The sequence below is a fragment of the Methylophaga lonarensis MPL genome (assembly GCF_000349205.1).
Taxonomy (GTDB): Bacteria; Pseudomonadota; Gammaproteobacteria; order Nitrosococcales; family Methylophagaceae; genus Methylophaga; species Methylophaga lonarensis.
On record NZ_APHR01000005.1, the window covers coordinates 16,031 to 39,014 of the forward strand.

Here is a 22,984-nt window from a genome sequence, read left to right on the forward strand (position 1 = left end):
AGTTTCAGTACAACACGGCTGAATGATGTTCACCCGTTAACAACTGAGGTCGATAGCCCCACAATTCAGCAATTTTGTCTGGTTGCAGAATATCGGATGGAGCGCCATCAGCACACAGGTGTCCTGAATTCATCAACCAGATTCTATCAGCGTAGCGAAGCGCGTGGTTAAGATCATGTAATACCACGAGGATAGTGGCTTGTTGTTGATGTGCGAGCTGCTGCATCAGTGACATCAACTGATGCTGTTGACTGAGATCCTGCGCTGACAAGGGTTCGTCAAGTAATAAAACCGGTGCAGACTGCGCCTGAGATAATTGCAACAGCACCCTGGCAAGCTGAACTCGTTGACGTTCACCACCCGATAAGCTGGTGTAAAGACGATCTGCAAACTGTGAAGTGTCCGTTGTCTGCATCAATTGTTGAGCTTTAATTCGCGCTTCTTGTCTGCTCAATGCCAGTGGTATTGCTCCCATCAACACCACCTCTTCAACAGTAAACGGGAAGTTGAGGCTACTGCTCTGTGGCAACACGCCCAAATGCCCGGCAAGTTGATTTCTGGCCCATTGCTGTCTGCTGCGACCATGAATCAGAATATCCGCTGCCTGTGCGTGCCATTCGCCACTGATGACTTTTAGCAAACTGGACTTGCCAGCTCCGTTGGGACCGAGAATAGCGATAAGCTCACCAGAGTGTGTCGCAAGGTTGGAGACATCCAGTAGCTGTCTATTGGCGCGTACCAGTTTGATGTGCTTGATCTGCAGTGTGTTCATATCAGACTCAATCGACGACGCTGTTGCAATAGCAACGCAGCAAAAAAGGGTGCACCAATCAGTGCGGTCAGCAAACCGACCGGTAATTCTGCCGGGGCGAGCACTTGCCTTGCGACAATATCTGCGATGAGCAGTAACGCGGCACCGGTTAACGCCGAAAGTGGTAGCAGATAACGATGGTCAGGACCTAAGGTCAGCCGAATCAGATGCGGAACCACCAGCCCTATAAAGCCAATCATACCGGCCATTGACACGGCGATGCCGATACCCGCCGCTGTGAGCAGAATCAGTCGTAACTTGACCCGTTCAACATCAATGCCCAGGTGGTGCGCTTCAGCTTCTCCCAACAACAAAGCATTTAAAGCACTGGCATGTTTCATATAAAAAAACAGCAAAATAATGCAGCTGATACCGGTAAGTGCCACATGGCGAAAGTTTGCACCTGATAACGAGCCCATCCCCCACAAGGTCAAATCACGTAAAGCCTGATCATTGGCAATAAAACTCAAAAAGCCCACAACCGCGCCGGTAAAGGCAGAAATAGCAATGCCGGCGAGCAATAAAATCAGCACCGAGGTGCCCTCTGATGACTGGGCCAGCCGATAGACCAGTAGAGTTGTCAGCAAACCACCAACGAAAGCAGCCAAAGGTGTGCTGATAAAGGCAAGACTGGTGGGAAACACCACGATAGCCAGTGCTGCGCCCAGGCCAGCACCAGAGCTGACGCCGATCACGCCGGGATCCGCAAGCGGATTTCTGAATACGCCCTGTGTCACAGCTCCGCACACTGCCAACAAGGCTCCCAAAAATAAGGCCAGCAATGTTCTGGGTAAACGCAATTCCTGAACCACGATCGTCTGGTGTGCATTCAGGCTGTTTAGCTGACCACCGCTTATCAAGTCCAGTACAGCCAGAAGCGACTGAACCGCTGGTATTGCCATGGGGCCTGAAATAAGAGATGAGATGCTGGCGATGATAATCACCAAACAGGCCAACAAGCCCGCCAGTATTTTTTTATTTTGGATCATGACGGCTGGCTTCAGGGCTGGCTGGAAGCTGATGGCAGTTTGGCTGAAATGTCCACAGCTGCCTTCACTGCCGAGACGCTTAAGCCAGCGATCAACAGTGAAGGTGGCACCACATAGACCTGAGCATTCTGAAATGCTTCGCCATGAATAAATATTGGGTGTTGTCGAAGTAACTCAGCTTGTGCCTGTTGCTCAGGAAGCTCACTTCCCAGCACGATTACTTGAGGGTTTTCATTGATGAGTGCTTCAGTTGAAACAGGTTTGTAGTTGGCAAAGCGACTAATGTTTTGTCCACCAAGCAGCTTGATCAGTGCATCTCCAGCCGTACCCACACCGGCCTGAGACAGACCACGTTCGTTCAGTTGAAGCAGGAAAGTCATGGCTATTGAAGTGTGCTGGTGCCGGGTGTCATTTAACTCCCGGTGGTAGGCCGCTACCTGTTGGTGAATCCTGTCAAACTCAGCCTTGTTGTCGAAATGATTTGCCAGCGTGTTGATATTGTCCATCAGTTGCGTGGTATCCAGCGGTATCGGCAATACAATCATCTCAATGCCTGAACGCCTGAGGATCTCAAGGGTGCTTTCTGGCCCCATGTGCTGGCTGCCAATCAGAAGATCGGGTTCAAGACTCAGGATGGCTTCTGCAGATAAATTTCTGTGATAGCCCAGATCCGCCACTTGTCGATTGTCCAGAAGCGAATGACTGGTCATGTCGACGGCCACCAGATAATCCGCCAAGCCACCCTCAGCCAGCAGTTCTGTTGCATTGGCATCGACACTGATAATGCGAATTTCCCTGTCAGCCAGTGCTGCCGACTGCGGCCAAATCAGCAGGCAGCAAAGCCCTGCCCATTTCCACCAAATTCCTTTTCGAGCCTCGTTTTCACCAAACAGTTTTCGTTGCGCAATTCGCATGTAAACAACCTAAAAAATTATTGCAAATAAAAATAATTATGATTTAGATTAAAAAGGCAGGTCAAGAGAAAACATCTTGAGTCATCACCATAACCATCACGATTGAGGATGCCTGATCCGATGAACACAGATTCGAAAAAGGAGCTTCAATGAAGCCAACTGGAATAAGACTGAAAACAAGCGCGGCCATGCTATCTGCTGTGATGTTTAGCCCGGCCTTTGCCGAGCCGGTTACGTTTGAGCCGATTCATATTACGGCCAGCAGAACACAGACCGATGTGACGGAATTGTCCCGTAACATTGAGTTTTTATCGAGCGCAGACATAGAGCAGCAACAGGCGGCGTCGATACCTGAATTATTGCGATACTCGCCCAATATCGACCTGGTTGGAGGGCCTCGTTCCAGCGTGCAATCGGTCAATATTCGTGGTTTGGGTGGAGATAGAGTGTTGCAACTAGTTGACGGTGTGAGACAAAACTTCGTTTCTGGTCATCGCCCCAGCTATTTCCTTGAGCCAGAGATGCTCAAGAGTGTCGAGGTAATAAGAGGTCCGGCCAGTTCGCTTTGGGGATCTGGCGCTGTCGGTGGCGTGGTGTCACAAAACACCAAGACGGCATCGGATTTGTTGGCGGGTCGAACGTTTGGAGGTTTTATCAAACAGGGCTGGCGCAGTAATGATGACCGAAGCGTAACAACGATGGCGCTGGCCACACAGCAGGAAGATATCGGTGTTTTGGTTTCTGGTTATTATCGCGATGGTAATGATATCAAGCTCGGCAACAATGACCGTTTGAGCGGCTCAAGCATGCGTGACAAGGGCGTGATGGGCAAATTTGACTGGCAGCTTGATGACAATCAGCACCTGACCCTGAATGTCCGAAGCTCGCGCGATGAAGGCAATGTTCCGAGTAATGGGGCGGCCCCCTTCAATGACACCTCGAATTTCCTGATCCGTCGAAGAAATGATACCGATCATGTCTCTCTGGATTATCGGCTAACCCGCACTCTGATCTGATTAACAGTCAGTTGCTGGCATACTGGAATCAGACAGAAATGCAGGAGTACCGGCTCTCTGACCTGCGAGCGGACAAAACCAGAATTCAGACTTTGGGGATGAGTTTGAATAATCAATCAACATGGCAGACGGTTCGCTGGCTATATGGTGTTGATGCTTATCAGGACAAGCTCAGCAGTTCCAGAGAAGGTGATAATCGTCCGACGCCCCCTGATGCAACTACCACAATTTGGGGAGTGTATAGTGAAGTTCATTTGCCCTTTGCTGAACGTTGGCAATTAGAACTGGGTGGCCGATATGACCATTTCAGAACACGCGCCAGTAATCTGGGTGACAGTCGCAATGATGATGCTTTTTCACCTTCAGCGGCCCTGGTTTGGAAGACTACCGAACAGTGGACCATGACCTTACGTTACGATGAGGCTTTCCGCGCGCCGACAGCAGAAGAGCTATACACAACGGGTACACATTTCTGCATCACATCTACTGCCTGTAACACCTTTTTGCCAGACGCGAGTCTCAAGCCTGAGCAAGCGCACAATATCGAGCTGATGACCGAATTCACTGACAATGATTTCTGGCAGCAGGGTGACAAACTCACCTTCAATGCGGCTATTTTTAGAAATCATGTCGATAACTTTATCGAGCAACAAGTGGATGATCCGATTTTCACATCATTGCCGTTTCCACCGTTTTTCAGTGTCGATGCTGGACATACTCGCTATCGCAATGTTGATAAGGCACGTTTGACGGGGGGAGAACTTGGGCTTAATTATCAGTGGGCAGGATATGATATCGGCCTGTCTTATGGTCGAACCCGTGCAGAAAACCGCAAGACAGGTGAGAGCTTGAGTGGTATTCCAGCTGACAAGTGGGTCTTCAACTTTGCACATACCTGGGCGCCAACTCAATTGACTGCTGGATTAAGATTGACCCATGCAGAAGCCCAGCGTCGTTTGCCGGACAATATTGACCAGCAATATGACAGCTATACCGTCACCGATCTCTACGCAAGCTGGCAGCCTCGACAGTTAGATGGTCTGAAGCTGGATCTGACGGTAAACAACCTGACCAACCGGCATTATCGAATGGCATTTCAGGCATTGCACATGCAGGGACGGGATGTCCGTCTGACAGCCAGTTATGCTTTCTAAACAGGGGGAGTTTTGTGATGACCAGTCATTTAGAACCGATGGCAAAATTACCTGCCGGTGAGGCGCAATCACTACTTGAAGCGCTGGCTGATTGGGGGCCATTAACCACCATTATCATCCATGCAGGCTCGGTGTTTGAGTTCAAAGGCCCGTTTCCGAGAGGGACAATGGCAGAAGGTTTTTACAATCTCAAAGGTGACACTGGCTTTGAAGGCCATTTGAACTTGTCACTGATTGATGAGATTCGACTCGAAAGCAAACAACACCGAGGCCGGGACAGTTATTCCTTTGTCTTTGTTAACGCTCAGGCCGATGTGATTTTTAAGGTCTTTCTTGGTCGAGACAGTAAGGGCAATATTTTTGAAGATCAATTGCAACGCTTTTGCGAGATGCAGCTTGCGTCAGGAACAATATGAGGAAGTAAGATGAACAACAAAAAGCTTGAAGCTGCATTGAGCGATGAGATACAGGCGCTATTGGCAGACAGAAAAAGTCTGATGCTATCGACACTTGATGCCGAAGGGGAGCCTTATGCCTCTTATGCTCCTTTTGCAGTGGAGGATCAGAACATTTATCTGTTGATCAGTGAAATCGCCTTGCATGCACTGAACCTGCAACGTCATCCAAGAGCCGCGGTATTGATCATGGAAGACGAGGACACGGCTGAAGAGTTATTTGCCAGACGGCGTCTGGCATTTCAGGTGTCAGCAACACTGATTGAAACTGACAGTGAGCAATGGCAGGCAGGCATTAATGTGCTTTCCCAGCGACATGGTGAACGGATAAACAGTCTTAGCCAGCTGGCGGATTTTAAATTATTCAGGCTTGCGTCACTGGGTGGTCGTTATGTGAAAGGCTTTGGTAAGGCCTACACCATCGAGGCTGGCAGTTTTGATGGTCGGGATCTGACACATCTCAGAGATGGGCACCAGCAACGAGTGGTGAGTTAGCGCAGTAACGGCAAAGCTGGGGTGAAGTCTAAGACCTATAGACTGCCCCAGCTGCTTTTTTTGCGAACACGCAGGCTTGGCATGATCAAGCCCAGCAACAAGCCGGCAAATAATACGGCCGCACCAATCAAGAACCAGCTTTTGGCACTGCTGTCGCGCAGTGCATTGACTTCCATTTGAGCTGCCTGAATTTGATAGTCCATTTCCTGAAGTTTTTCTTTGAGCTGACGGTTCTCATTGTCCAGTGCAATGGCGTTTGATGCGGTGCGACGCAGTTCGTCCAGCTCTTTACTTAAACGCTGCGCGGTTTCGCGAAGGCCGAGGTTCTGATCATCAACATCACTATGCTGAGCAGATAGCGAGGCTAACTCTTCTTTATAACCGGCAATTTCCAGCTCCAATGTGGCAATGGTCTGGGCTTTTTCTGCCAGTCTGTCTCTGGCGACAGGTTGATTAGCGAGATAGCGGCTCAGCACCCAGCCTTCAACACCGTCGCTGGTGCGGACTTTTGAGTAGCCAGTCGGGTCAGTTTCAACGACCACGACTTCAGTACCCGAGCGCAGCATTTTGCGGATGGAATATTGAACCCCTTGTCCGGTGCGCATGGTGATTTCCAGTTGATCTGATACATAGCGAACGGTTTCTGCTGCCAGCATGGAGGGGAACAGCAGAGGCATCATCAAAAATGCAAGGGATTGAATGAATTTTCTCACGGTAATCTTCGCTGACTAAAATCGGCATTCTAACAGATGCCCGTGATCGATCTCCAAGCAAGCTTTGCTGAGTAATCTGCGTCATCTGACTGTCATACGTGACTGTTACAGTGGATGCGTCTTAAATTCAGAGTTTGTCATGGAAAAAATAAGAGTAATGTTTTTGTGTACCGGTAACTCCTGTCGATCACAAATGGCTGAGGGCTGGACCAGGCAATTGGCGAGTGACTGGATAGAGGTTCGTTCTGCCGGAATTGAAGCGCATGGTCAAAATATGTTGGCGATTCGGGTTATGAGTGAGGTGGGCATTGATATCTCCAGCCAGGAGTCCATTCGCGTCAATGCCGAAATGCTGGAGTGGGCCGATGTATTGGTGACCTTATGTGACAATGCTGAAGAGCAGTGTCCGGTGCCCTCGGCGCACACTTCAAGATTACACTTGCCGTTGAGTGATCCGGCCAAGATCCGCGGTGATGAGGCGACATTGTTAACAGAATTCCGACAGTGTCGTGATCGTGTGCGACAACGCGTCGAATATGTTTTGCAGCAACTGGAAGGAAAACTATCGGTAAATGGCCGCTGATTAGACAGGGCCCATGTGTCGATTGCTAGGCTTCTGTCGCAGGGATCCGTGGCGCTAATTTATTGGTCAGTATATAGAGACTATTGCCGCTGATTTTCTTGGCGGCGGATTTTGCTGACGATGCATACTCGGCTAAATCGGCCTCACTTTGAATCGTGGCAAAGTCACTGATTGTCACGGCGCCCGTTGACAAGGCAAGTAGTGGATAAAACATCGGATTCCCGTAACGATCCTGAGCTGTGATGCCGCCGGCATCCAGATGCTCCTGATTGTAGAGCTCGGGATACAAGCCTTCAAAGTCACGCAATATTCGCTCAACTCGAAGCCGCCAGTCAGCGCTTTCAAACACCACAATAAAATCATCGCCGCCCACATGGCCGACAAAATCCAACTCTGGATTAACGTGCTGAGTTAATAAGGCTGCCGTTTTGCCAATTACCTTGTCACCTTTGCTGTAGCCATAGATATCGTTATAGGGCTTGAAATTGTCCAGATCGAAATAACACACAGTGACATCACGCTGTTTTTTTAATGCATCGTTGATTTGTTCGCTGAGCGGAACATTGCCGGGTAAACCACTCAAGGGATTGGCATGACGCGCCATGGTGATCTGCATTTCGGTGATCTGCCTGAGCAAGTCCAGCAGGCTGCCCACACCCCGATATAAACCATCTTCAGTGATAATGAACATGCTCTGTTGCTGCTGATTTTCCTGGCTGGTAATTAATTGACTGAGGGTTTTCAGTGGCAGATTAATATCGGCCATCAAGGGTGAGTGATCCATGAACAGCTGTATCGGTTTACGGCCATGCAAATCTCGACCGTAGCGACTTGCATAAAGTGTCATGAACTCATCGCGCCACACTAATCCGCAGACTTGATTTTGATCATTAACAACCGGCAGTGCGACCAGCTTGACTGCGTTTTGAAAACGTTCACCCACGTGATTGACGCTGTGCCAGGTTCTGACCGGTGGTAATTGTTTGAGCAGGCTGCTCACCAGCGTATCGGAGCGAGGTTTTCCGGTGGAAACGATGGTGCGTTGGCTGCGCTGGGCAAACAGGGCTGCATCAAGTTCTCGTTTGGGACGTTGATTGGGGCGGGCAAAGTAGTAGCCTTGAGCAAAATGCAGATCCATGCTTTGAGCCGCCAGATATTCCTCACGCACTTCAATGCCTTCACCAATAATTCGACAATGACTGCTGTTGGCAATATCAATCATTGACTGAACAAATTGTCGTTTTTGCCGATCTTCATGAATATTCTGCATGAAGTGTCGGTCAAGTTTGACAAAGTCAGGCTTGAGTTCAGACCAGCTGCGCAGGCCAGAATAGCCCGCGCCCAAATCATCAATAGCGATCGAAAATCCCATATCCCGATAGTGGGTGGTGGCTTCTCGCATCAACTCATAATCATCAATCGGATATTGTTCAGTCAGTTCAATGACAATATTGTCTGCGGATAGCCCGGCTTGTTTGAGAAATTGCAGCGTCAGACCGTGAGGATAATCAGGGCTGAGCAGGGCGGCAGGAATGGTGTTGATAAACAACTTCGCGTTGAGTCCCAGTTGGCCAAACTGACGAATGGCAACTTCCCGGCACAGCAAATCCAATTCTGCCAGCAGTCCATGCCGACTGGCAGCATCAAACAGATTGATAGGCGAATGAAGCGGACTGTCTGATGGACCGCGAATTAAAGCTTCATAGCCGAAAATTTCATGTGTTTTCAATGACACAATCGGCTGAAACAAAGGTGTCAGAGCCGCTGTGGCAATAATGCTTTCCAGGCTCTGGTATTGTTGGAGTTCTTCCTTTGTCATGAAGCTTTTGTCCTGACTGTGGAGGGCAGGACAAGCACCGATGTTCAGGTGCTTGTTCTGTCTAATGCTAAAAAGAACAGACAAAAATCAAGATGCTTTTCGGTGCTCGATGCCTTGCTGATTAAGCTGTTTTTTGTAGCGCAGCATGTAGTCGATTTTCTGATTCTTGCGGAACAGTTTCTCGAACTCTTTTTTATCAAAGCCTTTGAACTGGCCCAGTCGTTCTGCGGAGCGCATGGTGCCACCGACATTATTGGTATCCACAGAGAGAATGACCTGAGCCGTATCCTCAACCGCTTTTTTGTAGCCCTGTTCCGAATTCAGGTCGTATTTGCTTAAATCGATTTTGTCGAAAATTTCCTTGCCCCAATAAAACTCAACATAGTTGAATGCGGGCTTTGGCTTTTCCCAGGCGATCTTGCGGGTGTAGTACATCAGAGCGCGATAGGGGTTGTTATAGAAGTTATTCAGGCCCAGTGATGTTGGTAATTGGTTGTGCTCAATCGGTTGGAATTTATCGTCTAACAATAAGAGATTGTTATCGTCTTTCATCTGAGACCAGAAGGCTTCCATGTCCGACAGGTGTCGGTAATCATCAGCAACCACCACATGCACTTTAAAGTCTGGACCGCCGTTTTCCATGTGCCACAACACATTGAAAGTGTGATGTCCATCGGTCAGATACAGCCCATTATCCGGTCCGATAACCACGGTTTTCATATCAGTAGGCTTGGCGCCAATTTCATCTGTGCATTGGTAGCTCGACATATCGGCAGGGTTTGAACTTCTGGAAAACTTGCTGATAGCCTTTTGGCCATTGTTTTCACACATTTCATCAAACAGTTTTTCAGTGTCGAACTGATAGCGGCCCAGTTTGTAATAAATCTGGTCATATCCAACTGAAGCCTGGGTAGGTTTGAGTTGTTTTAAGGTAACTGGAATCACATCACCTTTTTTGACGTTTTCAAGGGAATGATGGTCGGCAAAGGCTGCCTGACTCAGCAGACTAAGGCCGCCGAGCGTGACAATAAAAAATTTAATCAAGTTATTCATGAATCATAACTCCAAAATACGCATTGCATGACTGTTAAAAAAAAGCCCCGCCCAAAAGGGCAGGGCTAAAGTCACGAGAGTGAGCAACTATCCAGGATTTAGAACGCTACCTGACCACGCAATGTGAAGGCTTTGATCTTGCCGGTATTGTCGTTAGGTGAGCTGTCCTTGATTTTCGAATCAACATAGTTCGCCATAAAGCGAATGTTGTCGTTTACATACCAGTTAAGACCCAGGGTCCAGTTTTCGGCTTTAGTGCCACGCAGTCCAGAAACACTTCCAGCTTCACGAGCTGCACTGCTGTCCCAGAGATCCAGTTCGTCATAACGAGCTACCAGTTCCCATGCACCAGCACCGCCTTGACCCACAGGGTTGCGTGGAGAGATGGTACGCATTCTGCCATCACGGTAACCACGGGTTTCACCGGTCAGGGTGTAGGTTCCCAAAATGTACCAGCCATCTATATCGGCATCTTTAAAGTCTTTACGGTCTAAAGTGCGGTAGAAATATTCACCTTGCAGAGAGAATGGACCCTGAATAGTCGCCAATTCCAGACCGTAGGTATTGGCGCTCTTGGTGTCGTTGTACGTTACCTGAACAGGACGTTCATTCACGAAACGATTGGCACGTTGGCGTACACGAATGTTTTGGTTGTCACCACCGACCTTTTCAAAGTCGATGTAGCTGATGCTGGCACCCAAGTGAACAACAGAGTTGCGTTCCTGGATTGGTGCAAAGGTAAAACGACCTGCTGCTCCCCAATCACTGTCTTTATTGTTGTTATCGGTATCGCCGTTGCCTTCACCCATCCAGGTGCCACCCATCACGGTCCAGTTAGAGCCTTTGCGCTCTACGCTCAGACCATTGAAGCGGCTCAGTGCAAAGGTATTGGTAGCCATAGAACGTTCCATGGTCGAAATACGGTTCGAGCTGGTCAGCTCTTCCAGACCGGCAGGCATTTTATGACGGCCCAGTTTGATGGTGGTGCTGTCAAAGCCTTTGTAGCCAATGATGGCATCAGTAAAACCAGTATCACCATCAGCACCGCCGTAGTTGATTTCCAATTCGTAAATCCAGTCGGTGAACATGGTGCCGTTCATACCCAGACGAGCACGACGGAATTGTGAGCCGTTACCAAATTCGTTACCGATGCCTGTGTTGTTGGCACCAAAATAATCATCATCAACAAAGCCGTAATCTGCATGAATACGACCACCAATGTTGACAGTGAAGGCTTTGTCAGCCGATTGGAAGTTCAGACCTTTGCTGTCAACCGTGACTGAAGAGGAAGATTTGCTTTCCACTTTGGCCATGATTTCTTCTTTTTCAGCAGCAGTTTGCTCGCCTTTAGCTTTGGCGGCGTTAGACAGCAAGCTGTAGTCTTCAGCGCTGATAGTGCCTTTATCACGCAGAACCTGCAGCAGGTCGAGCATGGGGTCAGCTTGAACAGGCATCACTGCTGCACCCAGCAGAACACCCGCAACCATTAATGATGTGGATTTGAGTTTCAAGGGACTTTCCTCTCTAAAGTTGTTGAAATATCGGCTCAGTGCTACCGAGACCTGCACACCTTAGCCCCGCTCCATGTCAACCTGATGACGCTTCCATGACAATTTGATGACAACGCAACAAAACAGTGTTTTTGTGGTATGAATGCAACAACTATTACAAGGCAGTGCATTGAAAAACGGCAGGCCAGCCTCCATCTCAACACAGAGTCTGAGGATCTTCCATCGCTGAACAGCAGAGATCAGTAGACCCTCAAACCGAAACGGCTACCTCGTTCTGGAGTTTTTGATGTTCAAGATTCTTTTCCTGGCATTTTTGCTGGTACCCCTCCTAGAGCTGTATGTATTAATTAAGGTGGGTGGAGAGATTGGCGCAGGTTGGACACTGTTGCTGGTTCTGTTCACGGCCGCTGTCGGTGCCTGGCTGGTCAAATTACAAGGTTTGTCGACCATGCAACGCGCGCAACAATCGATGCAACGCGGTGAAGCCCCTGCCCTGGAAGTGCTCGAGGGCGCGATGCTGTTTTTCAGTGGGTTTTTACTGCTGATACCCGGCTTTGTGACCGATATTGCCGGCTTTGTTTTACTGATTCCTGCGGTGCGCAGATATTTGTTGGTCAGACTGTTGCGTAACAGTCAGGTGATTTTCCGCCACAGCTATCAGTCAAGGTCGTATCGCCAACAGGGCGATGACATCATTGAAGGTGAAGTTGTGGAGCCCAAGGATGAACACAACCGGCTTCGATGAGCTGAATATCAAGGCAAGCCCATAAATTTTTTCTGTTAGCCCCTTGAACTCGCTTTTAGCAGCCCCATCTAGTCGGTTCCTGCTTTTATTTAGTCGTTATTTATTTTTTTGGAGGAATTATCGATGAATCTTCGTCCCCTTCATGATCGTGTGATTGTACGTCGCATGGCAGAAGAAACCACCACCGCCAGTGGTATTGTCATTCCTGACAATGCGGCTGAAAAACCTTCACGTGGTGAGATTGTTGCTGCTGGTAACGGCAAGATCACTGACTCAGGTGATGTGCGTCCTTTGGCAGTTAAAGTCGGCGATAAAGTGCTGTTTGGCAAATATGCCGGAACTGAAGTCAAAGTTGATGGCGAAGAGTTGTTGGTGATGCGTGAAGACGACATCGTTGCTGTAATCGAAGCTTGATTACGCCGTTTTGTTCACGTTCGTAGATAGAATTAAAGAGGATTAAAAATGGCTGCTAAAGAAGTCAAATTCGGTGCTGACGCTCGTCAGCTGATGGTTAAAGGTGTTAATACCCTGGCCAACGCAGTAAAAGTTACCTTGGGTCCCAAAGGTCGTAATGTCGTACTCGACAAAAGCTTCGGTGCGCCAACGGTAACAAAAGATGGTGTTTCAGTTGCCAAGGAAATCGAACTGGAAGACAAGTTTGAAAACATGGGTGCCCAGATGGTCAAGGAAGTGGCTTCGCACACTTCTGATGCCGCAGGTGATGGCACCACCACTGCGACTGTGCTGGCGCAAGCGATTCTGCGTGAAGGCATGAAGTCTGTTACTGCCGGCATGAATCCGATGGATTTGAAACGCGGTATTGATAAGGCGGTTGTTGCTGCGGTTGAAGAGCTGAAAAAAATGTCTTCACCCTGTGATGATGACAAAGCGATTGCTCAAGTCGGCACAATTTCTGCCAACTCAGACAAATCAGTCGGTGACATCATTGCCGAAGCGATGAAGAAAGTCGGCAAAGAAGGCGTGATTACCGTTGAAGATGGCCGCGGCTTCGAAAATGAACTGGATGTTGTTGAAGGTATGCAGTTCGACCGTGGTTACCTGTCACCTTATTTCGTCAACGATCAGCAAACAATGTCAGCCAATCTGGATGACCCATACGTTCTGCTCTATGACAAAAAAAATCTCAAACATCCGTGAACTGTTGCCAGCACTGGAAGCAGTTGCGAAATCCAGCCGTCCTTTGCTGATCGTCTCTGAAGATGTTGAAGGCGAAGCACTGGCCACACTGGTGGTGAATAACATGCGCGGTATCGTTAAAGTCTGCGCCGTTAAAGCGCCGGGCTTTGGTGACCGTCGTAAAGCCATGCTGGAAGACATCGCTGTATTGACTGGTGGCACCGTCATTTCTGAAGAAGTCGGTCTAAGCCTTGAAAAAGTCACACTTGATGATCTGGGTCAGGCCAAGAAAATTTCTGTCAGCAAAGAAAACACCACCATTATTGATGGTGCTGGCCGTGCTGATGAAATCATGGCGCGTGTTGAGCAAATTCGTGCTCAAATCGCCGAATCTTCTTCTGACTACGACAAAGAAAAACTGCAAGAGCGTGTGGCCAAACTGGCTGGCGGTGTTGCCGTAATCAAAGTCGGTGCAGCTACCGAAATGGAAATGAAAGAGAAGAAAGCTCGCGTTGAAGATGCGCTTCATGCCACTCGCGCCGCCGTTGAAGAAGGCGTTGTTGCTGGCGGTGGTGTTGCGCTGGTGCGTGCCGAAAGCAGCCTGGGCGACCTGAAAGGTGACAACGCCGATCAGGATATGGGCATTCGTATCGCTCGTCGTGCGATGCAGGAACCGCTGCGTCAAATCGCAACTAACGCTGGCGAAGAAGCATCAGTCATTCTCAACGAAGTGGCAGCAGGTAAAGGTAACTTCGGTTACAACGCTGCAACAGGCGAATATGGCGATATGATTGAGATGGGTATTCTGGATCCGACCAAAGTCACGCGTACAGCATTGCAAAATGCCGGTTCAGTGGCCGGTCTGATGCTGACCACCGAAGCGATGATCGCTGAACTGCCAAAAGATGACGCGCCTGCAATGCCAGATATGGGCGGCATGGGCGGCATGATGTAAAAAATAAACAAACGTTTATTTTGCTTGACCTAAAAACCCCGATCCTTGGATCGGGGTTTTTTTTGGCTGAATATTTCTGAAGTTAATCGGCGGCAGGTGGCCATACTGATTTGAGACTTAAATCAAATACCAGAACGGTAACAACATAATGCTGAGAATAAAGCAGAGCAGAATCAGCAGGCCGACAAAGCGCATAGGCGAGGCTTTGATGTTGTCCCAGAGAGTTGGCTCTTCACCGCGCGCAACTCGGGCTTCATATTCAGCCCGCATTCTGATGGCCCGTTCGGCCTGATAGGCGTCTATGGCTTCCATGGCCAGGGCTTTGTCTGATGCATTGACCAGCCAGATGGCGGCAACGCCCAAGCCAAAAAATCCAGCAGAAGTTTCGTAGGTATGGAAACCCTGCTGTTCGAGTAATTCACGCACTTCTGCGGCTTCATCCTCGGGCACATTGTTAAGCTTAAACAACAGTGTGGCCATCAGTGTTTTTTCTGTTGTAGCTGATTAGCAAAATCGTGGTTTACATCGCGGTGATTGGCTTCGTCATCTCGAACAGCAATGATAATCTCACGCAGCCGGGCATCTGCAGGCAGTTGCCAGTAATCAATGGCGATCTGTGGTGCCGGCACGTTCTCGTACTTGCCGCTGTCAACGCCAGCAAGATATTCCGTATAGCTGTAGACCGCCTCTTCTTCGAGATAACCAACGATGCGATGAGCTACGCGTGACGAGCACATGTACAGCAGGAAAAACAGGTTGTAAAAAACGCCCTGGGCGATGATAACGATGAGCCGTTCAAACCAGCTGGGCTTGGCAATTTGAATGAAAGTCAGCAGATGCATGCGCTCATTTTCTGCTTCTTCCAGCAGTGTGCGAATCCAACCATCGTCATCCTGCATTTTGCGTAATGAACGCAGGTGTTGCAGCGCACCTCCCACCATTCCTGGCACTGCGGCGACGGTTTCAAGCACTACGGCTCTGTGACCATAGCGACCTGAAAAAAACACATCTGCAAAAAAACGCATAAATTTGACCACACGTAATGCGATGCGATCAGAAAGGCATTGAGGTTGGTGATGAACGCCGCGTTGGATGGCTTCGGATTCAGACATGACAGCTACTCTCGTAAAATTATTCTATGAGCATAAACGCAGCTTGACGCATGTCGCAAGCAACGATGGCTGTATGACCGTGATGCAGGTCTGAAATTCGTAACAAATAAAAAAACGGTGAGCCTGTGGAAGCGCTCACCGTTGATGAGAGGATTTGATGATTATCCTGCGGTTTGTTCGCCGGTCATGGGATCGATTTTCAGTTTGGTTTTGATACCCAAACCTCTGATTTCTATTTCCCAAACGCCATCATCCAGCTCTGCTTCGGTGATAGTGCCAAGATCGCGTGCTTCGACGGATTCGATGATGGCTGACAGTGACATGGCATCTGCCGGGGGCAGAATTTCACTGGTATCATCGGCTTTACGACTGATTTCCGTGCCTGTGCGTGGGTTGATATCCAGCTCGTAACAACTGCGCTGACTGCTGCAGACTTTGACTTCAAACACGTCATCATCGAACTCTGCTTCAATGATTTGCCCAAGATCCATCGCTTCAACTGACTTAATCAGTGATGAGAAAGATTGACTGCCGATCGGCGGGTAATCGCCAGCCTGGACGCTGGCACCTGCCATCAGCATGGATGCAGACAGGATTAAGGTACTCAATTTAGTGGTGTTCATGGCTTCTCCTTTAATTTTAAGTTGCCGATGCTCGATGTTCAGGAAGAGCTTAACGTCTTGAAATTAATCAAAGCTTAAACAGTGCAAGGAGCGGATTTTGCCGTGAACATGGTGATTATGCCTGCGCTCGGCTAACATCACGGGCATTAACTGCAAAACAGGTATTTAAAGTGGTGGCCCCGGTAAATACATCAGAACAATGGCAATTCATTCTGCAACAGCTGCCCGAGCTTGCCAGCTCAGCTGATCGGGTACTGGAAGGGAGTGATTATGTGACCCAGTGGGGGCAACGCAACCCTGACGCCGCCGTGGAATGGCTAAAACAGGCGGACATTGAGTCAGTCTATTCGCAGCAGATGATTGCTGAATTACTGCAATCAAGATTGGCTGAGGTCACAGAAGAAGCGACATTGCACCGAGTGCTCAGAGTGTTTCGACAACAGCAGATGGTGCGCATTATCTGGAGAGATTTAGCCGGTTGGGCCGATCTCGCCGAAACGACTCGTGACCTGTCTCTAATGGCAGATGCCTGCATTGAGCAAACACTGAAACTGTTGCATCAGTGGCATTCACAACAATTTGGCGAGCCTTGTAATGCAGATGGACATCAACAGGAGCTGATTGTGCTGGGCATGGGTAAGCTCGGTGCTGGTGAACTCAATCTGTCTTCCGATATTGATCTCATTTTCACTTATCCAGAGGATGGCACCACTAACTATCCTCAGCGCAGTCTGAGTAATGAGGAGTTCTTCACCCGGCTAGGACGAAAACTGATTCAAGCGCTTGATAATACAACGGTCGATGGCTTTGTGTTTCGAGTGGATATGCGACTGAGGCCATTTGGTGATGCCGGTGCATTGGCGGCGAGTTTTGACGCATTGGAAGATTATTACCAGACCCAAGGGCGTGAGTGGGAACGCTACGCCATGATCAAGGCCAGAGCCATCACCGGATCAGCAGTTAATCGCCAGGCAATCAGTGATTTGCTCAGACCTTTTGTTTACAGACGCTATCTTGATTACGGCATGTTTGACTCGCTCAGGGAAATGAAGTCAATGATTGCCGCACAGCTCCATCGCAAAGGCATGGAAGACAATATCAAACTGGGTGCGGGTGGCATCCGCGAAATCGAGTTTATCGGTCAGGTATTTCAGCTGATCTACGGCGGTAGAGACAAACCTCTGCAACAACGACCGATTCTGACCATTCTTGATTTGCTGGCCGAACGCAAACTGCTGTCGAAATATGCCGTGAATGAGCTTAAGCAAGCCTATGTTTTTCTGCGAAGAGCAGAGCATCGAATCCAGGCATACGCAGATCAGCAGACGCACCTTTTGCCGAAGGAGGATGGGGCAAAACTGCGGCTTGCCATGGCAATGGGCTTTACTGACTGGCAAGCATTCAGTCATCAGCTGTCGCAGCATAGGCGTATGGTGCACAGTCATTTTGAACAGTTGTTGACGGCGCCTCAGGCTGGGCAGGAAAGTGAACTGGCCTCAGATTTACTCTCTGCAGATGAGGGCGAGTTACAGCAATATCTGCAACAGTTAGGTTATGCCGAGTCGGATGTCAGTCAACAGCGCTTGAACCAGTTATTGCAGAGCCATACCTGTCGTAATTTGAGTCAGACCGGGCGGGGACGATTGAAAAACCTGTTGCCATTGCTGATTCAGGCTGCGGCCAATGTTGAAGAGCCGGATGTCTGTCTGGCTCGGCTGATACCGCTGCTCGAGGCCATCATGCGCCGTTCGGCTTATATGGCATTGCTGGTGGAAAATCCTCTGGCCTTGTCTCAGTTGATAAAACTCTGTGCCGCCAGCCCGATGATTAGTCATTTATTGGCTCGATACCCGGTATTGCTGGACGAGTTGCTGGATCCTCGCAGTCTTTATGATGTTCCGGAGCGAGCGGCACAAAGTGCTGCCCTGGATCAGCTGCTTGCTTCTGTAGACGAGCAGGATCTTGAACAGCAAATGAATCGTTTACGCGAGTTCAGGCAAATTTCCACGTTGCATGTGGCTGCGGCAGATGTCACTGGCGTGTTGCCTTTGATGCGGGTGGGCGATCAGCTTACTGAGCTGGCTGAAATTCAACTGGATCGCGTGTTGCGTCTTGCCTGGAAACATCTCGTGCAGCGCCATGGGAGACCCGCAGGAGTCAACAGTGATGAGCCCGAGCAATCTGGCTTTGCAATTCTGGCCTACGGAAAGTTAGGTGGTCTGGAGTTAGGCTATGGTTCTGATCTTGATTTGGTGTTTGTTTATGATGACAGCTCTGCCGGCATGACCGACGGTGACCGTCCAGTAGAGGCCATTGTCTTTTACACCCGGTTGGGGCAGAGGCTTATCCATCTTCTGAATACGCTGACGCCGGGCGGTGTGCTCTATGATGTTGATATGCGCCTGAGACCGGACGGCGCTTCCGGCCTTTTGGTCAGTCCTTTGTCAGGGTTTGCTGAGTATCAATGTTCAGAAGCCTGGACATGGGAGCATCAGGCACTGGTCAGAGCCCGCTGTGTTGCTGGTGACATTTTGTTGTCAGAAAAATTGAAGCAGGTTCGGCATCAGGTGTTATCAAAACCGAGAGACATACAACAGTTGGCTATTGAAGTGCAGGAGATGCGCGACAAGATGCGTCAGCAACTGGATAAGTCTGATGAGCAGTGGTTTGACCTCAAGCAGGGAAAAGGTGGCATTACCGATATCGAATTCCTGGTGCAATTTGCCGTACTTGCCTGGTCGTCAAACTTGCCTGAGTTGCTGGTTTACACTGATAATATAAGGATTTTGGATTCACTGGTCACCGCAGGTAAGTTAACCGAGCAGGAAGGCAGTGCATTAGCCGACGCCTACCGGTTTTACCGGAGTCGCGCTAACCATGCGGTTTTGCAGGAACGGCCAGCGTTGGTACACCCGGAAGAGATCAAGCATCACAGAGAGCAGGTATTAGACATTTGGCGGCGCTGGCTGGATATGCAATCAGACGGCAAATAACACAACAGACAAAGTAGGTGGATATGGCAGTAGTAACAATGGCAGATCGGGATGGCGTTATCTGGTTGGATGGCGAATTTGTGCCTTGGCGTGAAGCCAAAGTTCATGTGCTGACTCACACGCTGCATTACGGTATGGGTGTGTTTGAGGGTGTTAGAGCCTATAAAACTGATCAAGGCACCGCTATTTTTCGTTTGCAGGAGCATACGGACCGTTTGTTCCGCAGCGCCAAGATTCTTGGTATGAAAATGCCGTTTGACAAGCAGACACTGAATGATGCGCAACGAGCTGTGGTGCGTGATAACAAGCTGGAATCTGCCTATATTCGTCCGATGTGTTTTTATGGTTCGGAAGGCATGGGGATTCGCGCTGACAATCTGAATACGCACGTCATGATTGCTGCCTGGCATTGGGGCGCTTACCTGGGTGAAGAGAATATGACCAAGGGGATTCGAATCAAGACATCCTCATTCACGCGTCATCACGTCAATATCACCATGTGTAAGGCTAAAGCCAACGGCAACTACATGAACTCCATGATGGCGCTGCAGGAAGCGGTGAGCTGTGGGTATGACGAAGCGCTGCTATTGGATGCTCAGGGGTTTGTGACCGAGGGCAGCGGTGAAAACTTCTTTATGGTTCGTGACGGCGTTTTGTACACACCTGAACTGACCTCAGCGCTTGAGGGTATTACGCGTGATACGGTCATTCGCCTTGCACATGATATCGGTCTGAAAGTAGTGGAAAAACGTATCACTCGTGATGAAGTTTACATTGCAGATGAGGCCTTCTTTACTGGCACAGCCGCAGAGGTCACACCGATTCGTGAACTGGATAACCGGCCAATCGGCAGTGGTGCACGTGGTCCGATAACTGAGCAGTTGCAAAGCATGTATTTCGACCAGGTGTACGGTCGTAGCGAATACTATCGTGACTGGAACACGCTGGTCAGTGACTGAGTTTAATCAATCCACCAACATCTGAGAGGCAGACAGAGTAATGGCAGGGCACAGTAAATGGGCCAACATCCAGCACCGTAAAGGTGCTCAAGACGCAAAGCGCGGCAAGCTTTTTACCAAGTTGATTCGTGAAATCACCGTGGCGGCCCGCATGGGCGGCAGTGATGCTGCGACCAATCCCCGCTTGCGTGCGGCAATTGATAAGGCTTTGGGCAATAACATGACCAAAGACGTCATCGAGCGGGCAACCAAGCGTGGTGCAGGTGAAGTTGAAGGTGCAAACTACGAGGAAATTCGTTACGAAGGATACGGCCCCAACGGTATTGCCATCATGCTTGACTGCATGACTGATAACAGAAACCGGACAGTGGCTGAAGTCCGCCATGTTTTCAGTAAACGTGGCGGTAACATGGGCACTGATGGCTCAGTCGCCTACCTGTTTAACAAAAAAGGCATTATCAGTTTTGCCGAGGGTGCCGATGAAGACGCCATCATGGAAGTTGCGTTGGAAGCCGGCGCAGAAGACATTGTGACCAACGAGGATGGCTCAGTGGATGTGTTTACATCCCCCGAAGATTACGCAGCGGTGAAAGATGCGATTGATGCCGCAGGCATTGAAGTTCGCTCAGCAGAAGTCACCATGCACCCCGATACAACAGTTAGTCTGGAGCTGGAAGACGCACAAAAAGCCCTGGCAATGATCGAGGCCTTTGAAGATCTCGACGATGTTCAGCAGGTCTACACCAACGCTGACTTCTCGGATGAGGTAATGGCTCAGCTCTAGCTGAATGCCACTGACATGCCACGAATTTTAGGTGTCGACCCAGGTTCACGAAAAACCGGTTTTGGCATTATTGAACTTGATGGCAAACGTATCTCACATGTCGTGAATGGTCGGCTGATGGTGGGAGATGGCGAGTTTGCCGACCGACTGAAACAGATATTCGATGGATTGACGGACCTCATTACTCGTTACCAGCCCGAAATTATGGTGGTCGAACAAGTGTTTTTGCACAAAAATGCTGACTCAGCGCTTAAACTCGGGCAGGCAAGGGGGGGCGGCTATTTGTGCGGCAGTCAATCAGCAACTGCTGGTTCATGAATACACCGCAACACAGATAAAAAAAGCGGTAGTAGGCAATGGTCATGCCAGCAAGGCACAAATTCAGTACATGATGTCTGTGATGTTAAAACTGCCCGAGCCACCGGTTGAGGATGCCGCCGATGCCTTGGCCTGTGCACTGACACATGCCAACCATCAGTCCTTGGGCACAACTATTCAACGTTTGCCGGAAGGCATGCGCACCAGCCGCCGTGGAGGGCGTTATAGCCGATGATTGGTCGCTTGAGAGGTAACATCATAGAAAAGCAGCCACCTGAGCTGGTATTGGATGTGCAGGGTGTCGGCTATGAATTATCTGCGCCGATGTCGACATTTGTGAATTTGCCCGCATTGCATGAAAGCGTCACGCTTTATACTCACATGGTGGTTCGGGAAGATGCCCAGTTACTCTATGGTTTTATCAGCGAGCGTGAGCGATTGTTGTTTCGGAGTCTGCTCAAGGTCAATGGAGTTGGCGCCAAACTGGCATTAACAATATTGTCTGGCAGTGATGTCGACAGTTTTGCCAGAAGCGTGGCTGAGGGGGACACGGCCAGTCTTACTCGTCTACCGGGTGTCGGCAAGAAAACTGCTGAACGACTGATTGTCGAAATGCGTGACAGACTCAAGGAGGTCGGCACTGCGATGGGGCTGGATGCAACCATGACCAGCAATATGCCGGATAACAAAGGTAATCGTAATGATGCCGTTGAGGCACTGGTGGCCTTGGGTTACAAGCCGGCTGAGGCGGACAAAATGATCCGCGCTGTGGCTGCGGATGATTTGAGTACAGAACAGCTAATAAGACAAGCTCTGCAGAGAAGCTGAACATGGATGAACGGTTTATAACAGCCCAATCGATGCCTGAAGAAGAACGTCAGGATCGAGCCATTCGTCCGGTCAAACTTAGCGATTACATCGGGCAACCGGTTGTTCGTGAGCAGATGGAATTGTTTGTCTCCGCGGCACGAAATCGTTCAGAAGCGCTTGATCATACATTGATTTTTGGCCCCCCCGGATTGGGTAAAACGACCCTGGCCCACATCATCGCCAATGAGATGGGTGTCAATCTCAAACAAACCTCAGGGCCGGTACTTGAACGTCCGGGAGATTTGGCCGCCTTGCTGACCAATCTTGAACCCAACGATGTCTTGTTTGTCGACGAGATTCATCGGCTTAGCCCGGTGGTTGAAGAAGTGCTTTATCCGGCGATGGAAGACTATCAGATCGACATCATGATCGGTGAGGGGCCTGCTGCGCGGTCCATCAAGCTCGATCTGGAACCTTTCACGCTGGTCGGGGCAACGACACGAGCAGGTTCATTGACTTCGCCGCTGCGAGATCGATTTGGAATCGTGCAGCGGCTTGAGTTTTACAACACCGAAGATCTCAGTACCATCGTTCAGCGAAGCGCTCGTATTCTGGGCGTCAGCCTTGAAGTGGGCGGCAGTCATGAAATTGCCCGACGCTCTCGTGGAACGCCGCGCATCGCCAACAGATTGCTACGTCGCGTGCGCGATTTTGCCGAAGTCAGATTTGATGGTGCCGTCACAGCTGAGGTGGCACGCCAGGCACTTGATTTACTTGACGTAGATAACTACGGCTTTGATATGCTAGACCGCAAATTATTGCTGGCTATCATCGAAAAGTTTTCCGGTGGTCCGGTGGGACTGGATAACCTTGCGGCAGCTATCGGTGAAGAGCGAGGCACGATAGAAGATGTCATTGAACCCTTCCTGATTCAGGAGGGGTTTATTATGCGAACGCCACGGGGTCGAGTTGCGACACGACGCGCGTGGTTGCATTTGGGATTAACACCGACACTTGAGCTGGATGGCCAGTAAC

At 49.6% G+C, this 22,984-nt stretch carries 22 protein-coding genes and 2 pseudogenes; 14 read left to right on the forward strand and 10 right to left on the reverse strand.

The window, feature by feature from the left end; all coding sequences use genetic code 11:
* Positions 1 to 4: 4 nt before the first annotated feature.
* From MPL1_RS01055 to MPL1_RS01065, 3 genes are read right to left on the reverse strand one after another with little or no spacing between them, the layout of a single operon-like run.
* Positions 5 to 772 (reverse strand): heme ABC transporter ATP-binding protein, encoded by a 768-nt coding sequence (locus tag MPL1_RS01055; protein ID WP_009725280.1) that lies wholly within the window; start codon positions 770 to 772, stop codon positions 5 to 7.
* Positions 769 to 1,800 carry a FecCD family ABC transporter permease gene (locus MPL1_RS01060; RefSeq protein ID WP_009725281.1) on the reverse strand — a complete coding sequence of 344 codons (1,032 nt, stop codon included), beginning with the start codon at positions 1,798 to 1,800 and terminating at the stop codon, positions 769 to 771. Before MPL1_RS01060 ends, MPL1_RS01055 begins: the two co-directional genes overlap by 4 nt.
* 11 nt (positions 1,801 to 1,811) lie before the next feature.
* The gene (locus tag MPL1_RS01065; RefSeq protein ID WP_009725282.1) at positions 1,812 to 2,714 is read right to left on the reverse strand and encodes a heme/hemin ABC transporter substrate-binding protein; all 903 of its coding nucleotides are present in this window, start codon (positions 2,712 to 2,714) and stop codon (positions 1,812 to 1,814) included.
* Positions 2,715 to 2,863: 149 nt separating this feature from the next.
* Here MPL1_RS01065 and MPL1_RS13150 point away from each other — a divergent pair, with 149 nt between their 5' ends.
* Genes MPL1_RS13150 through MPL1_RS01080 form a run of 4 tightly spaced genes read left to right on the forward strand, consistent with a single transcriptional unit; the run spans position 2,864 to position 5,834 of the window.
* The gene (locus MPL1_RS13150) at positions 2,864 to 3,730 is read left to right on the forward strand and encodes a TonB-dependent receptor plug domain-containing protein (RefSeq protein ID WP_083859185.1); all 867 of its coding nucleotides are present in this window, start codon (positions 2,864 to 2,866) and stop codon (positions 3,728 to 3,730) included.
* Between the two features lie 38 nt (positions 3,731 to 3,768).
* Entirely contained in the window at positions 3,769 to 4,884 is a 1,116-nt protein-coding gene (locus MPL1_RS13155) for a TonB-dependent receptor domain-containing protein (RefSeq protein WP_051056954.1), read from the forward strand.
* Positions 4,885 to 4,901: 17 nt separating this feature from the next.
* Positions 4,902 to 5,300 (forward strand): heme utilization cystosolic carrier protein HutX, encoded by a 399-nt coding sequence (gene hutX / locus MPL1_RS01075; RefSeq protein ID WP_009725283.1) that lies wholly within the window; start codon positions 4,902 to 4,904, stop codon positions 5,298 to 5,300.
* Between the two features lie 9 nt (positions 5,301 to 5,309).
* On the forward strand, positions 5,310 to 5,834 hold the full coding sequence (locus tag MPL1_RS01080; protein ID WP_009725284.1) for a HugZ family pyridoxamine 5'-phosphate oxidase: 525 nt from the start codon (positions 5,310 to 5,312) through the stop codon (positions 5,832 to 5,834).
* Positions 5,835 to 5,869: 35 nt separating this feature from the next.
* Here the strand turns inward: MPL1_RS01080 and MPL1_RS01085 are convergent, their stop codons facing one another.
* Positions 5,870 to 6,514 carry a TIGR04211 family SH3 domain-containing protein gene (locus MPL1_RS01085; protein ID WP_152417538.1) on the reverse strand — a complete coding sequence of 215 codons (645 nt, stop codon included), beginning with the start codon at positions 6,512 to 6,514 and terminating at the stop codon, positions 5,870 to 5,872.
* A 172-nt stretch (positions 6,515 to 6,686) separates the two neighbouring features.
* On the opposite strand from MPL1_RS01085, the gene MPL1_RS01090 reads away from it, so the two are divergent.
* On the forward strand, positions 6,687 to 7,130 hold the full coding sequence (locus MPL1_RS01090) for an arsenate reductase ArsC (RefSeq protein ID WP_040576742.1): 444 nt from the start codon (positions 6,687 to 6,689) through the stop codon (positions 7,128 to 7,130).
* Positions 7,131 to 7,155: 25 nt separating this feature from the next.
* Here MPL1_RS01090 and MPL1_RS01095 read toward each other — a convergent pair whose 3' ends face one another.
* From MPL1_RS01095 to MPL1_RS01105, 3 genes are all read right to left on the reverse strand, one after another.
* Positions 7,156 to 8,949 carry a GGDEF domain-containing protein gene (locus MPL1_RS01095; protein ID WP_009725287.1) on the reverse strand — a complete coding sequence of 598 codons (1,794 nt, stop codon included), beginning with the start codon at positions 8,947 to 8,949 and terminating at the stop codon, positions 7,156 to 7,158.
* Positions 8,950 to 9,036: 87 nt separating this feature from the next.
* Complete coding sequence (locus tag MPL1_RS01100; protein WP_009725288.1) at positions 9,037 to 10,002, reverse strand: ParB/Srx family N-terminal domain-containing protein; 966 nt, start codon at positions 10,000 to 10,002, stop codon at positions 9,037 to 9,039.
* A 98-nt stretch (positions 10,003 to 10,100) separates the two neighbouring features.
* Positions 10,101 to 11,513 (reverse strand): OprO/OprP family phosphate-selective porin, encoded by a 1,413-nt coding sequence (locus MPL1_RS01105; protein WP_009725289.1) that lies wholly within the window; start codon positions 11,511 to 11,513, stop codon positions 10,101 to 10,103.
* Between the two features lie 286 nt (positions 11,514 to 11,799).
* Between MPL1_RS01105 and MPL1_RS01110 the strand changes: the two genes are divergently transcribed.
* The 3 genes and pseudogenes from MPL1_RS01110 (at position 11,800) to groL (ending at position 14,350) form a co-directional block, all read left to right on the forward strand.
* Positions 11,800 to 12,258, forward strand: a complete 459-nt coding sequence (locus tag MPL1_RS01110; RefSeq protein ID WP_009725290.1) for an FxsA family protein — start codon at positions 11,800 to 11,802, stop codon at positions 12,256 to 12,258.
* Positions 12,259 to 12,381: 123 nt separating this feature from the next.
* A complete protein-coding gene (gene groES / locus MPL1_RS01115; RefSeq protein WP_009725291.1) occupies positions 12,382 to 12,672 on the forward strand; it encodes a co-chaperone GroES in 291 nt (96 codons plus the stop codon).
* A gap of 48 nt (positions 12,673 to 12,720) precedes the next feature.
* Positions 12,721 to 14,350, forward strand: a pseudogene (groL, locus tag MPL1_RS01120) (chaperonin GroEL).
* A gap of 117 nt (positions 14,351 to 14,467) precedes the next feature.
* Here the strand turns inward: groL and MPL1_RS01125 are convergent.
* The 3 genes from MPL1_RS01125 to MPL1_RS13160 all read right to left on the reverse strand — a co-directional run bounded on the left by MPL1_RS01125 (position 14,468) and on the right by MPL1_RS13160 (position 16,085).
* Positions 14,468 to 14,830 (reverse strand): DUF6164 family protein, encoded by a 363-nt coding sequence (locus MPL1_RS01125; protein WP_009725292.1) that lies wholly within the window; start codon positions 14,828 to 14,830, stop codon positions 14,468 to 14,470.
* Positions 14,830 to 15,462 carry an alternative oxidase gene (locus tag MPL1_RS01130; RefSeq protein ID WP_009725293.1) on the reverse strand — a complete coding sequence of 211 codons (633 nt, stop codon included), beginning with the start codon at positions 15,460 to 15,462 and terminating at the stop codon, positions 14,830 to 14,832. Before MPL1_RS01130 ends, MPL1_RS01125 begins: the two co-directional genes overlap by 1 nt.
* 161 nt (positions 15,463 to 15,623) lie before the next feature.
* Complete coding sequence (locus MPL1_RS13160; RefSeq protein ID WP_009725294.1) at positions 15,624 to 16,085, reverse strand: PepSY domain-containing protein; 462 nt, start codon at positions 16,083 to 16,085, stop codon at positions 15,624 to 15,626.
* Positions 16,086 to 16,255: 170 nt separating this feature from the next.
* Between MPL1_RS13160 and glnE the strand changes: the two genes are divergently transcribed.
* From glnE to ruvB, 6 genes and pseudogenes are all read left to right on the forward strand, one after another.
* A complete protein-coding gene (glnE, locus tag MPL1_RS01145) occupies positions 16,256 to 19,078 on the forward strand; it encodes a bifunctional [glutamate--ammonia ligase]-adenylyl-L-tyrosine phosphorylase/[glutamate--ammonia-ligase] adenylyltransferase (RefSeq protein ID WP_009725295.1) in 2,823 nt (940 codons plus the stop codon).
* 23 nt (positions 19,079 to 19,101) lie between these two features.
* On the forward strand, positions 19,102 to 20,037 hold the full coding sequence (locus tag MPL1_RS01150) for a branched-chain amino acid transaminase (RefSeq protein WP_040576744.1): 936 nt from the start codon (positions 19,102 to 19,104) through the stop codon (positions 20,035 to 20,037).
* Positions 20,038 to 20,077: 40 nt separating this feature from the next.
* Positions 20,078 to 20,821, forward strand: a complete 744-nt coding sequence (locus MPL1_RS01155) for a YebC/PmpR family DNA-binding transcriptional regulator (RefSeq protein WP_009725297.1) — start codon at positions 20,078 to 20,080, stop codon at positions 20,819 to 20,821.
* Between the two features lie 15 nt (positions 20,822 to 20,836).
* A pseudogene (gene ruvC / locus MPL1_RS01160) lies at positions 20,837 to 21,374 on the forward strand (crossover junction endodeoxyribonuclease RuvC).
* Positions 21,371 to 21,967, forward strand: a complete 597-nt coding sequence (gene ruvA / locus MPL1_RS01165) for a Holliday junction branch migration protein RuvA (RefSeq protein WP_009725300.1) — start codon at positions 21,371 to 21,373, stop codon at positions 21,965 to 21,967. Before ruvC ends, ruvA begins: the two are co-directional and overlap by 4 nt.
* A gap of 2 nt (positions 21,968 to 21,969) precedes the next feature.
* Positions 21,970 to 22,983, forward strand: coding sequence for a Holliday junction branch migration DNA helicase RuvB (ruvB, locus tag MPL1_RS01170; protein WP_009725301.1), 1,014 nt, complete (start codon positions 21,970 to 21,972; stop codon positions 22,981 to 22,983).
* The last annotated feature ends 1 nt before the right edge of the window (position 22,984 follow it).

Excerpts from the sequence above, each read along its gene's own strand:
- MPL1_RS01090 (WP_040576742.1), top strand. The coding sequence starts at position 6,687 with ATGGAAAAAATAAGAGTAATGTTTTTGTGTACCGGTAACTCCTGTCGA.
- MPL1_RS01125 (WP_009725292.1), bottom strand. The coding sequence starts at position 14,830 with ATGGCCACACTGTTGTTTAAGCTTAACAATGTGCCCGAGGATGAAGCC.
- MPL1_RS13155 (WP_051056954.1), top strand. The coding sequence starts at position 3,769 with ATGCAGGAGTACCGGCTCTCTGACCTGCGAGCGGACAAAACCAGAATT.
- MPL1_RS01155 (WP_009725297.1), top strand. The coding sequence starts at position 20,078 with ATGGCAGGGCACAGTAAATGGGCCAACATCCAGCACCGTAAAGGTGCT.
- MPL1_RS01065 (WP_009725282.1), bottom strand. The coding sequence starts at position 2,714 with ATGCGAATTGCGCAACGAAAACTGTTTGGTGAAAACGAGGCTCGAAAA.
- MPL1_RS01055 (WP_009725280.1), bottom strand. The coding sequence starts at position 772 with ATGAACACACTGCAGATCAAGCACATCAAACTGGTACGCGCCAATAGA.
- MPL1_RS13150 (WP_083859185.1), top strand. The coding sequence starts at position 2,864 with ATGAAGCCAACTGGAATAAGACTGAAAACAAGCGCGGCCATGCTATCT.
- groES (WP_009725291.1), top strand. The coding sequence starts at position 12,382 with ATGAATCTTCGTCCCCTTCATGATCGTGTGATTGTACGTCGCATGGCA.
- MPL1_RS13160 (WP_009725294.1), bottom strand. The coding sequence starts at position 16,085 with ATGAACACCACTAAATTGAGTACCTTAATCCTGTCTGCATCCATGCTG.
- MPL1_RS01085 (WP_152417538.1), bottom strand. The coding sequence starts at position 6,514 with ATGATGCCTCTGCTGTTCCCCTCCATGCTGGCAGCAGAAACCGTTCGC.
- MPL1_RS01060 (WP_009725281.1), bottom strand. The coding sequence starts at position 1,800 with ATGATCCAAAATAAAAAAATACTGGCGGGCTTGTTGGCCTGTTTGGTG.
- MPL1_RS01150 (WP_040576744.1), top strand. The coding sequence starts at position 19,102 with ATGGCAGTAGTAACAATGGCAGATCGGGATGGCGTTATCTGGTTGGAT.
- MPL1_RS01110 (WP_009725290.1), top strand. The coding sequence starts at position 11,800 with ATGTTCAAGATTCTTTTCCTGGCATTTTTGCTGGTACCCCTCCTAGAG.
- MPL1_RS01080 (WP_009725284.1), top strand. The coding sequence starts at position 5,310 with ATGAACAACAAAAAGCTTGAAGCTGCATTGAGCGATGAGATACAGGCG.
- ruvA (WP_009725300.1), top strand. The coding sequence starts at position 21,371 with ATGATTGGTCGCTTGAGAGGTAACATCATAGAAAAGCAGCCACCTGAG.
- MPL1_RS01095 (WP_009725287.1), bottom strand. The coding sequence starts at position 8,949 with ATGACAAAGGAAGAACTCCAACAATACCAGAGCCTGGAAAGCATTATT.
- ruvB (WP_009725301.1), top strand. The coding sequence starts at position 21,970 with ATGGATGAACGGTTTATAACAGCCCAATCGATGCCTGAAGAAGAACGT.
- MPL1_RS01100 (WP_009725288.1), bottom strand. The coding sequence starts at position 10,002 with ATGAATAACTTGATTAAATTTTTTATTGTCACGCTCGGCGGCCTTAGT.
- MPL1_RS01130 (WP_009725293.1), bottom strand. The coding sequence starts at position 15,462 with ATGTCTGAATCCGAAGCCATCCAACGCGGCGTTCATCACCAACCTCAA.
- hutX (WP_009725283.1), top strand. The coding sequence starts at position 4,902 with ATGACCAGTCATTTAGAACCGATGGCAAAATTACCTGCCGGTGAGGCG.